The 11,180-nt window shown below is 75.1% G+C and carries 11 protein-coding genes; 9 read left to right on the top strand and 2 right to left on the bottom strand.

What is annotated here, in order from left to right; translation table 11 throughout:
• Positions 1–132 precede the first annotated feature (132 nt).
• Entirely contained in the window at positions 133–852 is a 720-nt protein-coding gene (locus ACGFI1_RS40110; protein WP_392792905.1) for an HIT family protein, read from the top strand.
• On the opposite strand, the gene ACGFI1_RS40115 is transcribed toward ACGFI1_RS40110, so the two are convergent.
• Together ACGFI1_RS40115 and ACGFI1_RS40120 are read right to left on the bottom strand one after the other, a co-directional pair.
• Positions 828–1,766 (bottom strand): carbohydrate kinase family protein, encoded by a 939-nt coding sequence (locus ACGFI1_RS40115; RefSeq protein WP_392792906.1) that lies wholly within the window; start codon positions 1,764–1,766, stop codon positions 828–830. The two genes, ACGFI1_RS40110 and ACGFI1_RS40115, sit on opposite strands and share 25 nt — an antisense overlap.
• A 7-nt stretch (positions 1,767–1,773) precedes the next feature.
• Positions 1,774–2,268, bottom strand: a complete 495-nt coding sequence (locus ACGFI1_RS40120) for an NUDIX domain-containing protein (protein ID WP_138635399.1) — start codon at positions 2,266–2,268, stop codon at positions 1,774–1,776.
• 678 nt (positions 2,269–2,946) lie between these two features.
• On the opposite strand from ACGFI1_RS40120, the gene infC reads away from it, so the two are divergent.
• From infC to pheT, 8 genes are all read left to right on the top strand, one after another.
• Positions 2,947–3,474 (top strand): translation initiation factor IF-3, encoded by a 528-nt coding sequence (infC, locus tag ACGFI1_RS40125; RefSeq protein ID WP_364551780.1) that lies wholly within the window; start codon positions 2,947–2,949, stop codon positions 3,472–3,474.
• 180 nt (positions 3,475–3,654) lie between these two features.
• Positions 3,655–3,849: a 50S ribosomal protein L35 gene (rpmI, locus tag ACGFI1_RS40130; RefSeq protein ID WP_392792908.1), complete on the top strand. Its 195-nt coding sequence runs from the start codon at positions 3,655–3,657 to the stop codon at positions 3,847–3,849.
• 70 nt (positions 3,850–3,919) lie between these two features.
• Positions 3,920–4,297 carry a 50S ribosomal protein L20 gene (gene rplT, locus ACGFI1_RS40135; RefSeq protein ID WP_089327197.1) on the top strand — a complete coding sequence of 126 codons (378 nt, stop codon included), beginning with the start codon at positions 3,920–3,922 and terminating at the stop codon, positions 4,295–4,297.
• 34 nt (positions 4,298–4,331) lie between these two features.
• A complete protein-coding gene (locus ACGFI1_RS40140; RefSeq protein WP_392743004.1) occupies positions 4,332–5,147 on the top strand; it encodes a TrmH family RNA methyltransferase in 816 nt (271 codons plus the stop codon).
• A 307-nt stretch (positions 5,148–5,454) separates the two neighbouring features.
• On the top strand, positions 5,455–5,964 hold the full coding sequence (locus tag ACGFI1_RS40145) for an STAS domain-containing protein (RefSeq protein WP_392792910.1): 510 nt from the start codon (positions 5,455–5,457) through the stop codon (positions 5,962–5,964).
• A 255-nt stretch (positions 5,965–6,219) separates the two neighbouring features.
• Positions 6,220–7,308, top strand: coding sequence for a sensor histidine kinase (locus ACGFI1_RS40150; RefSeq protein WP_240807318.1), 1,089 nt, complete (start codon positions 6,220–6,222; stop codon positions 7,306–7,308).
• A gap of 134 nt (positions 7,309–7,442) precedes the next feature.
• Positions 7,443–8,552, top strand: coding sequence for a phenylalanine--tRNA ligase subunit alpha (pheS, locus tag ACGFI1_RS40155; RefSeq protein WP_138635395.1), 1,110 nt, complete (start codon positions 7,443–7,445; stop codon positions 8,550–8,552).
• Positions 8,552–11,044: a phenylalanine--tRNA ligase subunit beta gene (pheT, locus tag ACGFI1_RS40160; RefSeq protein WP_392792913.1), complete on the top strand. Its 2,493-nt coding sequence runs from the start codon at positions 8,552–8,554 to the stop codon at positions 11,042–11,044. The genes pheS and pheT overlap by 1 nt, the downstream gene beginning before the upstream one ends.
• Positions 11,045–11,180: the final 136 nt, after the last annotated feature.

An 11,180-nucleotide genomic window follows, 5' to 3' on the forward strand; every position in this document is an offset into this window, starting at 1 on the left:
TTCCCGTAAGGGCAGGCTTTGTACCCCGCGGGTGCCAGCTATGTGGCCCCGGCCGCACAGATCGCCCGGGCCGGGCGGCGGGCACGCTGGAGGGAGAGCGGATGCCCCCGTCCCCCTGGTGCTGGAGGAGGCTTGGCCGAGCCGACGGCGTGGCGCGAGCCCGGTCACGACTGCGTCCTGTGCCCGCCCCTGCGGTTCCGCTTCAACGGCATGGCCGATCTGCCGGGCGAGACCGGTGTGATCGCCCGCGACCGCGACTTCCTGCTCATCCCGGACGTGGCGCCCCTCGCCGAGGGCCACGTCCTGCTGGTGACCCGCGACCACTACGCCTCTGCGGGGGAGTTCCGCCCGCGGATGTGGGCGCGGGCGCTGCGGTGGCGCGACCGCGTCGCCGGGCTCTACCGCGCCGCCTATGGCAGCGCTGAACTGGTGCTGTTCGAGCACGGGCCCGCGACCCCGCAGGGCGGCGGCGCGTGCATCGACCACGCGCACTGGCACCTGCTGCCGGGGACTCCCGGCGTCCGCGCCGTGGTCGAGGGCTGGGGCCGCCCCGGGACGCCCGCCGACCGGGCCGTCCTCCGGGCCCGCCTCCGCGCCAGCCGGTCCTACCTGCTGATCGAGGAGGCCGGCGCCATGACCGTCCACCCGGGGGACGGCGCCGAGAGCCAGCTCCTGCGCCGGGCCGCGACGGTCGCCCTCACGGCCGCCGGGGCGGACGAAGCCTGGCGCTGGCAGGAGACGTTCGGCCTCCCCGCCAGCAGGCGGCGCTTCCTGCGCACGCTTACGGCGCTGCGCGCCGCCCACAAGGGGCTCCCGCCGGGCGGTGATCACCCGCCCGAGAGCCACCAGTAGAGCTCGCACGCGGCCAGCCGGTCCCCGAAACCCGCGCGCTCCACGCCGTCCCGGTAGCCGGTGGGGTACTCCATCAGCAGCCGTCCCCGCCGGTAGGCGAGTACCCGCTCCAAGGACGTAGGCCCGAACCGCAGCAGCCATAGCGGACGCCCCGGCACGGCGCCGTCCAGCACGGGCAGCAGCCCGCGCGGCGCCTCCCCGCCTGTCGGCGGCGGCTGCCCGAGCAGGCGCGCCAGCGTGTGCGCCTCGGAGAAGACCAGGTCGGCGCGGGCCAGCACCGGCAGCACGTCCGCCGCGGGCAGGCGAGCGTCGATGTCATGCGGGACGAGGTCGAAGGCGACCCGCGTTCCCGCCGCGCCCGCGATGCGCGCCGCCTCCTCCAGCGCCGCGCGCGAGACCGGGGACAGCACCGAGTAGCCGTCGAGCGCCAGCACGTCCGCGGCCGCGATCGCGGGGGCCGCCGCCGCGACCTCCGCCGCGGTGAGGCGGCGTCCGGGCGGCTCGTCCTGGACGACCAGGAGCCGCACGCCCGGCCCGTCGCCGCGCGGCCGGTCGCGCAGCATCACCGACACGCCGTTCGGCGCGCCCTCCTCGACCCGCAGGTGGTCGGCCGCGCCGATGCTCCGCAGCTCCTGTCGGACGACCGGGGTGTACGCGTCGTCGCCGATCTTCGCCAGCACCCCCACCCGGCGGAAGTGGCGGACCGCGCACCGCGCGAGGTTGACCGCCGTCCCCGCGACCACCGCGCGCGCCGGGGCGTAGCAGAGCCGGTCGGCCCGCAGGCCGGCGAACCGGACGTCCGGCAGCGACGCGCGGACCTCGATGCCCGCGTCGCCGATCACGAGCAGCGCGAACCGGCGCTCGGCCGCGCCGTCCAGGCCCGGCCACTCGGCGGGCGAACGCGGCGGGACCACGCGGCCGTCAGCGGGCCGCCGCCAGGAACGCCCGCATCACCGGGCGTAGGCTCGGGATGAGGTCGTACCCGCCGATCTCCGCCAGCGGCACCCAGGCGCAGCCGTCCAGGTGGTCGCCCGCGTCCTGGTTGCCGAGGGTCGCGTCCAGGGTCACCGGCCGGCAGCGACGCGCCGCCGCGACCACCCGCACCCGTGCGCCGCGCGGCCCGCCGCGGTCGGGCATGAACCACTGCCACAGGTGGAACGGCGGCCCCGGATCGATCTTGAGGCCGACCTCCTCCCAGACCTCCCGCCGGATGTGGTCGTCGAGATCGAGGTCGGCGGCCACCTCCAGGCGCCCGCCGGGCACCTCCCAGCGGCCCGGCTGGAACGGGTCGGACGCGGACTTGCGGACCAGCAGCAGCCGCCCGCCGGACACGATGAACGCCTTCTGCGCGAACTGCAGCGCGATGGGCGCCAGCGAGGTGAGGGGGCCGGCGGCGCCGGCGTCGACCGGGGGCATCGCGGGAACAACCTCCCTGGTGCCGGCCCCACGGGGCCGTCTCCGCTCCACCGTAACAACGACCGCCCCGCGGGCCGAGACGCCCGCCGGGCCACAACACCCTCACCTCCCCGCCCGCCCCCACCGTTCGGGACCGCGCACGCGGCGGGGCCGGCCGGGGAATGGCCGGGGCCTCGACACTGTTGAGGAGGGTGTCGTACCTCACCAAGGCGTACTCATCGGGGCCCGAGCCCGCCGGGGCGGCGGGAGCGGAAACGCCCGGCGGGAGCGGGCGAGGCTTGCTCCGGGCGGCCCCCGGAGGTGGTATTCTTGGTGGTCGACCGGCCCAGTGCGCGCGATCCAAGCGATGGTGTGCGCCGGGCGCTCAAGCGGAGGCCACCTCCCACCTGACCGGCCGAGGCCGCGGACCGTGCACGCCGCCCACCTGGGCGGCTTCGCCGAAGCCCGCGGTACCCATCTGGGGACTCTCCAGACCCAAGGCCGGTGGGTTTCGGTCCGGCGAACGGGCACCGCGTGCCCGTCGCGCCGTCGTCCCCGGACGGTCCGTCCGTCCAGGGAGACCGAAGGTGGCCCCGTGCGTGAGTCGTGCGGGGCTTTTCTCGTGGAAGCCTCGGGGTACGACCGGTCCAACGAACTTGAGAACGGCCCCAAGGAGGTCTCATCAGCGCCGAACCGCGTATCAACGACCGCATTCGCGTGCCCGAGGTCCGGCTCGTCGGCCCGAACGGCGAACAGGTGGGCATAGTGCCCATCGCCAAGGCCCTTGAACTCGCGCGTGAGTCGGACCTCGACCTCGTCGAGGTGGCGCCCACCGCGCGTCCGCCCGTCGCGAAGCTCATGGACTACGGCAAGTTCAAGTACGAGTCCGCGATGAAGGCGCGTGAGGCGCGGAAGAACCAGGCGCACACGGTCATCAAGGAGATCAAGCTCCGCCCGAAGATCGACCCGCACGACTACGAGACCAAGAAGGGTCACGTGGTGCGGTTCCTGAAGGCCGGGGACAAGGTGAAGGTCACGATCATGTTCCGTGGTCGTGAGCAGTCCCGCCCCGAGCTCGGGTACCGGCTCCTGCAGCGGCTCGCCGACGACGTCGAGGACCTCGGCTTCGTCGAGTCGCGCCCCAAGCAGGACGGCCGGAATATGATCATGGTGATCGGTCCGCACAAGAAGAAGGCGGCCCGCGGGCAGGAGACCGAGACCGCCTGACGGCCGCCCGGGACCGGCCCAGCGGCGGCCCCGACACCGCGACCTCGCGGCTGAGCGGGGTCGCGGCGCACGTACATTGAAGCCTGACCCGGCGCCCCACGGAGCCCCGTGCGGAGCGCCGATCAGGCGCGCCCCCGTGCGGGAGCACGGGGGCCGGGAACGAGGGAGACGACGGCGACCATGCCGAAGACGAAGACCCACAGCGGTGCCAAGAAGCGCTTCAAGCTGACCGGCTCCGGCAAGGTGATGCGCCGCCGCGCCAACAAGAACCACCTGCTCGAGCACAAGCCCACCAAGCGGACGCGCCGCCTGTCCGGCCCGGCCGTGGTGGCCGACGTCGACGCCAAGAACATCAAGAAGCTGCTGCGCAAGTAGCACTCGACCAGGAACATCAGCGACCGGCCGAGGCCAAGCACGGCCCGGCCCCCCACGAAGGAGTCAGCACGTGGCACGCGTCAAGCGGGGAGTCAACGCCGCCAAGAAGCGTCGGGTCGTCCTGGAGCGGTCGAGCGGCTACCGCGGTCAGCGTTCGCGCCTGTACCGCAAGGCCAAGGAGCAGCAGCTCCACTCGATGACCTACGCCTTCCGGGACCGCAAGGACCGCAAGGGCCAGTTCCGTCGGCTGTGGATCCAGCGGATCAACGCCGCGGCCCGCGCCAACGGCATCACCTACAACCGGTTCATCCAGGGCCTGAAGGCCGCGGAGGTCGAGGTCGACCGCCGCATGCTCGCCGAGCTGGCCGTCAACGACGCCGCGGCGTTCGCCGCGCTCGTCCAGGTCGCCAAGGACGCCCTCCCCACCGAGGGTTCGGAGGCGGCCTGAGCCGGGCGACCGGCATACGGGCGAGTACGGCGACATGGCGGGCCGCGAGCTGACCTCCCTCCGATCACCACGGGTGAAGTCCGCTCGGCGGCTCGCCAAGCGAGCCTTCCGGCGCCGCGAGAACCGGTTCCTCGCCGAGGGGCCGCAGGCGGTCCGGGAGGCGCTGGAGATCCCCGGCGGCCTCGCCGAGCTGTTCACCACCGCCGAGGCGGAGGCCCGCCACCCCGAGCTGATCGCCGCGGCCGAGCGCGCCGGCGCGCCAGTGCTGCGGGTCAGCGGCGAGGTCATGGCGGAGCTGGCGCAGACCGTCACCCCGCAGGGGCTGCTCGCGGTCTGCGAGTTCGTCGACGTCCCGCTCGCCACGGCCCTGCAAGCCCGGCCCCGGCTGGTGACCGTCCTCGCGCACGTCCGCGATCCCGGCAACGCGGGCACGGTGCTGCGCACCGCCGACGCGGCCGGGTCGGAGGCGGTCGTGTTCACCGACGCGTCCGTCGACCCCTACAACGGCAAGTGCGTGCGGGCCTCGGCGGGCAGCCTGTTCCACCTGCCGGTCGTCACCGGCCCGCGGTTCGACACGCTGATCCCCGAGCTGAAGGGCGCGGGGCTGAGCGTCCTCGCCGCCGACGGCGCGGGCGACCGCACCCTCGACGACGCGATCGACGCGGGGCTGCTCGCGCGCCCCACGGCGTGGGTGTTCGGGAACGAGGCCTGGGGCCTGCCCGACGAGATCCTCCGGCACGTGGACGAGGTCGTGCGCGTGCCCATCTACGGCCGTGCCGAGAGCCTGAACCTGGCGACGGCCGCGGCCGTATGCCTCTACGCCTCGGCGCGCGCCCAGCGCGACATGTGACGCCTCCGCACCTTTCCGGCCCGTACGGGCGGGAGGTCGCGGCGGTTCACTGCATTCTGTGATCGGATGGCCGCAAGCGGTCGCGTTCGGCGCCGCTGTCCGGCCGGTGAGCTGGGAGGATGGACCGCGCATGCGCGGCGGGCGGGGGCCCGCCGCGGCCGTGCGGCTCGTCCGCAGGTAGGAGGCGGGGTGGGGACCGGCGGGGGATTACGCCGTCCCGGGCCCGTCCCTACCGTGTTGATCAGTGCGTTGACCAGGGCGTTGACCAGGGGCGGCGAGGACGCCGTGCAGAGTGGGGGCGAACGTGATGACCGAGGGGACCAGACCCGCCGGGAGGGCGGGCCGGCGCGCGCCGGAGGTGCGGTGCCGGGCGGGCGCGGTCGCGGGCCGCGCCCCGGGCGGGGCGCCCGCCGCGGCCGGCTCCGCGCCCTCCGCCGGGGCCGCCGGGCTGCGGATCGAGGTCGCCCGGGTCCGCGGTGACACGGCCGTCGTGACCGTGGCCGGGGAGATCGACCTGCGCACCGCGGGCGCGCTGCGCGACGGGCTCGTCGAGCTGCACGGCCGGCTGCCCGGTACGGGCCCGCGCCGGCTGGTGGCCGACTTCAGCGCCGTCCCGTTCTGCGACGCGGCCGGGCTCGGCGCGCTGGTCGCCGCGCACAACCAGATCGCGGCGGACGGCGGCGAGATCGCGCTGACCGGGGTCCGGCCCGCCCAGCTGCGGCTGCTCCGCATCACCGGGCTGCACCGGCTGTTCGCGATCAGCGCCGGGGGCGACGTCGCCTGCGCGGGCTACGGCCCGTCGGCGGGGTCCCGCTGACGGACCCGGGCCCGGGTTTCGGTCAGGACCCCGGGTCAGGAACCCGGCCCGGCCGCCGCGGGAGGGGCGCCGGTCCGGGCTGGTGAGGCCGCCCGCGGGCGGGGCGGCACCCCGCCCGGGAGGCTACAGATGCCTTGCCGCCGGGCGGTTTCCGGGTCCCGCAAGATGGCCGACTCCGGCTAGAGTCTCTTTTCGACAGGCCGCGTTCTCAACGGTGTTCTGGAGGCCGCTGTGGGCGGAGAGGAGTCCCCTCTCGTGGCCGCGCGCGTGCCCGGGCGAGGGAACGCGGCGGGCACCGAGTGGGACGCCGCGGACGACCTGCCCGACGGGCTGCTGGTCGCCGGCCGGGACGCCCGCGTGATGGTGTTCAACGCCGCCGCCGCGCGGATCACCGGTGTCCGCGCCGAGTCCGCCGTCGGCCGCGACTTCCGCGACGTCCTGCCGCTGCACGATGCCGAGGGGCGCGACTGGTGGAAGTGCCTGGCCCCGTATGAGGGCCTGCGCACCCGCACCCGCCACCCCGAGCGCGTGCTGTTCCTGCCCGGCGGCACCGAGGTCCTGGTGACGGCCGCCTACCGGCGCGACGAGCGGGGCCGGGTGGAACGGTTCACCGTGTCGCTGCGCGACGCCGTGCACCGCGCCCGCCAGGAGCGCGACCGCGCCGACCTCGTCTCCACCGTGGCGCACGAGCTGCGCTCCCCGCTGACCAGCGTGAAGGGCTTCACCGCGACGCTGCTGGCCAAGTGGCACCGCTTCAACGACGACCAGAAGCGCGTCATGCTGGAGACGGTCAACGCCGACGCCGACCGCGTCACCCGGCTGATCACCGAGCTGCTGGACGTGTCCCGCATCGAGGCGGGCCGGCTGGAGATGCGCCGCCAGGTCGTCGACCTGCCCGAGGAGGTCCGCAAGGTCATCGCGGGCCGGGTCGCGGCCGGCGACCCGGAGGACCGGTTCCGGTTCGAGGCGCGCGGCGCGCTGCCCGAGATGTGGCTCGATCCCGACAAGATGGACCAGATCCTCGGCAACCTTGTGGAAAACGCGGTGCGGCACGGAGCGGGTACCGTCACAATCGTGGTGGAGCCGGACGCGCATGGGGAGGGAGCCGCCGTGTCGGTACGCGACGAGGGCGAGGGCATACCGCCCGAGGCCGCCCAGCGCGTCTTCCGGCAGTTCTGGCGCGGCCCCGGCGGCAACCGCCGCGGCGGCACCGGCCTCGGGCTCTACATCGTCAAGGGCCTGGTCGAGGCGCACGGCGGCGTGATCACCGTGCGGCGGGCGCCCGGCGGCGGCGCCGAGTTCCGATTTACCGTGCCCGCAGGGGCCCCCGACTACGCCGGCTGAGCGGCGCGCCGCCGCCACGGCACGGCACCGGGCCCCTGGTCGGGCCAGCGCGTCACGCGCACGCTTTCCGGATCCCCACCGCCCGCGCACTAGACTGCGGGCGTCCCACGCCGACCGGAGTCGATCACACCACCATGTCTGCACCCAACAAGTCCTATGACCCCGTCGAGGTGTCCGCGCTGCAGCCCGAGGAGCTGGAGCGGGCCCGCACGGAGGCGCTCGCGGCGATCGCCGCGGCCGCCGACCTCGACGCGCTGAAGCAGGTACGCCTGGCGCACGCCGGCGACCGTTCCCCGCTGGCCCTCGCCAACCGCGAGATCGGCGCGCTGCCGCCCGCCGCCCGCGCCGACGCCGGCAAGCGCATCGGCGCCGCCCGCGGCGCGGTGTCCAAGGCGCTGAAGGAGCGCCAGGCGGAGTTGGAGGAGGAGCGCGACCAGCGCGTCCTCGTCGAGGAGACCGTCGACGTCACCCTCCCGTGGGACCGGGCCCCGCGCGGCGCCCGCCACCCGCTGACCACGATGCAGGAGCGGATGGCCGACGTCTTCGTCTCCATGGGCTTCGAGGTCTCCGAAGGCCCCGAGGTCGAGGCGGAGTGGTACAACTTCGACGCGCTCAACTTCCTGCCCGACCACCCGGCCCGCACCATGCAGGACACGTTCTTCGTGGAGTCGGAGGGGTCCGGCCTGGTGATGCGCACGCACACCTCGCCGATGCAGATCAGGTCGCTCCTGTCGCGGGAGCTGCCGGTGTACGTGGTCGCGCCGGGCCGCACGTTCCGCACCGACGAGCTGGACGCCACCCACAGCCCCGTCTTCCACCAGCTGGAGGGGCTCGCGGTCGACGAGGGCCTGACCATGGCCGATCTGCGCGGCGGCATCGACGCGTTCGTCACCGGGATGTTCGGCGCGGGGCTGAAGACCCGGTTCCGGCCGTCGTACTTCCCGTTCACCGAGCCGTCCGCCGAGGTGGACATGCAGTGCTTCGTGTGCCGCGGCGCGTCCGCGGAGCCGGGCGGCGACCCGTGCCGGACGTGCAGCTCGGAGGGCTGGATCGAGCTCGGCGGCTGCGGCATGGTCAACCCGCGGGTGCTGGTGGCGTGCGGCGTCGACGCGGACCGCTACAGCGGCTGGGCGTTCGGGCTGGGCGTCGAGCGGACGCTGATGTTCCGGCACGGCGTGGAGGACATGTACGACATGGTGGAGGGCGACGTCCGGTTCACCCTCCCGTTCGGGATGGAGATCTGATGCGGGCCCCGCTTTCCTGGCTGCGCGAGTACGTCCAGCTGCCCGCCGGCGTCACGGGCCGCGCCCTCGCCGCGGAGCTGATCGCGGCGGGCCTGGAGGTCGAGACCGTCGAGCAGGCCGGCGCCGACATCGCCGGCCCGCTGGTCGTCGGCGAGGTGCTGGCGTTCGAGGACCTGACCGGCTTCAAGAAGCCGATCCGCTACTGCCAGGTGGACGTCGGCGACGCCAACGGCACCGGCGAGCCGCAGAACATCGTGTGCGGCGCGACCAACTTCGCGGCCGGCGACCGCGTCGTGGTGATCCTGCCCGGCGGGGTGCTGCCCGGCGGGTTCGAGATCGGCGCCCGCAAGACCTACGGGCACCTGTCCGAGGGCATGATCTGCTCGGTCAACGAGCTCGGCATCGGCGACGACCACAGCGGCATCCTCGTCCTGCCGCCGGACGCGCCGGTCGGCGCGGACGCGGTGGAGCTGCTCGGGCTGCGCGACGACGTCCTCGACATCGCCGTCACGCCCGACCGCGGCTACGCCCTGTCGATCCGCGGCATCGCCCGCGAGGCCGCCACCGCCTACGGCGTCCCCTTCAAGGACCCGGCCGACGTGGAGCTCCCCGCCGAGGACGGACCGGGCGGCGGCGGGGGGGCGTACCCGGCGAGCATCGGTGATCCGTCCGCGTGCGACCGGTTCGTGCTGCGGGAGGTGCGCGGGTTCGACCCGGACGCCGAGACCCCGATGTGGATGCGGGTCCGCCTGCACCGCGCCGGGATGCGGCCGGTGTCGCTCGCCGTCGACATCACCAACTACCTGATGCTGGAGCTCGGCCAGCCGCTGCACGCCTTCGACCGGAGCAAGCTCACCGGCCCGATCGTGGTGCGGCGCGCCGCCCCCGGCGAGAAGCTGGAGACGCTCGACCACGTCCAGCGGACCCTCGACCCCGACGACATCCTCATCACCGACGCGTCGGGGCCGATCTCGATGGCCGGCACGATGGGCGGGCTCGCCACCGAGATCGACGACCGGTCGTCCGACATGGTCATCGAGGCCGCGCACTTCGACGCGATGGGCACCGCCCGGATGAGCCGCCGGCACCGGCTGCACAGCGAGGCGTCGCACCGCTTCGAGCGCGGCGTCGACCGCGAGCTGCCGCTGTACGCCTCCTACCGGGCGGTCCGGCTGCTCGCCGAGCTCGGCGGCGCGGAGGTCGTGCCGGGGGTGACGCACGCGGAGGCCCCGGTCGAGCGCGTCGAGATCACGATGCCGGCGGGGCACCCCGACAAGGTCGCGGGCGTCTCCTACGGGCGGGACGCGGTCGTCCGCAGGCTGGAGCAGGTCGGCTGCGCGGTCGCCGGCGAGGACGTGCTGACGGTGACGCCGCCGTCGTGGCGCCCCGACCTGACGGATCCCGCCGACCTCGCCGAGGAGGTCATCCGCCTCGAAGGCTACGAGGACATCCCGGCGCGGGCGCCACGCCCGGCCGCCGGGCAGGGCCTGACCCCGCACCAGCGGGTGCGCCGCCGCGTCGGCCGCGCCCTCGCCGGCGCGGGCTACGTGGAGGCGCTGGCCTTCCCGTTCATCGCCGAGAAGGACCTGGACGGCCTCCAGCTCCCGGCCGACGACGCGCGGCGGCGGACGCTGCGGCTCGCCAACCCGATGTCGGAGCAGGAGCCGCTGCTGCGCACCACGCTGCTGCCGGGCCTGCTGAAGGCGCTGGCGCTCAACGTGGGGCGCGGCTTCGGCGACACCGCGCTGTTCGAGCTGGGCGTGGTGTTCCGGCCCCGTCCGGACGCCCCGGACCGCGCGCCGCGCCTCGCGGTCGACCGCGGCCCGACGGCCGAGGAGATCGCCGAGCTGGAGGCCGCGCTGCCCGACCAGCCGCACCGGGTGGCGGTCGTGCTGTCCGGCGACCGGGAGCCGGCCGGCTGGTGGGGCGAGGGCCGCCCGGCGCTGTGGGCGGATGCGATCGAGGCCGCCCGCACGGTGGCCCGCGAGGTCGGGGTGGAGCTGACGGCGAAGGCCGACCAGCACGCGCCCTGGCACCCGGGCCGCTGCGCCGCGCTGTACGCGGGCGACACCCTGGTCGGCCACGCCGGCGAGCTGCACCCGCGCGTCACCAAGGCGTACGGGCTGCCGGCGCGGTCGTGCGCGATGGAGCTGGAGCTGCGCCGCCTGGGCGAGCCGGTCTCCGTCCGCGCGCCGCACGTGTCGTCCTACCCGGTCGCGACGCAGGACGTCGCGCTGGTCGTCGACGCCGGGGTGCCCGCAGCCGATGTCGAGTCGGCGCTGCGCGACGGCGCCGGCGACCTGCTGGAGGCGATCCGGCTGTTCGACGTCTACACGGGCGAGCAGGCGGGGGAGGGCCGCAAGTCGCTGGCGTACTCGCTGCGGTTCCGCGCCCCGGACCGCACGCTGACCGCCGAGGAGGCGTCGCAGGCCCGCGACTCCGCCGTGGCGGTGGCGTCCGAGCGCACCGGAGCCGTCCTGCGCGGCGCCTGACGCGTCCGGGGGGGGGGGGGGGGGGGGGGGGGGGGGGGGGGGGGGGGGGGCCGGGGGGGGGGGGGGGGGGGGGGGGGGGGGTCGGGGGGGGGGGGGGGGGGGGGGGGGGGGGGGGGGGTGTTTTTGGGGGGGGTGT

Origin of the sequence: Actinomadura geliboluensis, assembly GCF_043197915.1 — a bacterium.
GTDB classification, from domain to species: Bacteria; Actinomycetota; Actinomycetes; order Streptosporangiales; family Streptosporangiaceae; genus Spirillospora; species Spirillospora geliboluensis.

What these genes read in the sequence shown, in the direction of transcription:
- ACGFI1_RS40120 (WP_138635399.1), bottom strand. Translation starts at nt 2,268, where the DNA reads ATGCCCCCGGTCGACGCCGGCGCCGCCGGCCCCCTCACCTCGCTGGCG.
- rpmI (WP_392792908.1), top strand. Translation starts at nt 3,655, where the DNA reads ATGCCGAAGACGAAGACCCACAGCGGTGCCAAGAAGCGCTTCAAGCTG.
- ACGFI1_RS40140 (WP_392743004.1), top strand. Translation starts at nt 4,332, where the DNA reads ATGGCGGGCCGCGAGCTGACCTCCCTCCGATCACCACGGGTGAAGTCC.
- ACGFI1_RS40145 (WP_392792910.1), top strand. Translation starts at nt 5,455, where the DNA reads ATGACCGAGGGGACCAGACCCGCCGGGAGGGCGGGCCGGCGCGCGCCG.
- pheS (WP_138635395.1), top strand. Translation starts at nt 7,443, where the DNA reads ATGTCTGCACCCAACAAGTCCTATGACCCCGTCGAGGTGTCCGCGCTG.
- pheT (WP_392792913.1), top strand. Translation starts at nt 8,552, where the DNA reads ATGCGGGCCCCGCTTTCCTGGCTGCGCGAGTACGTCCAGCTGCCCGCC.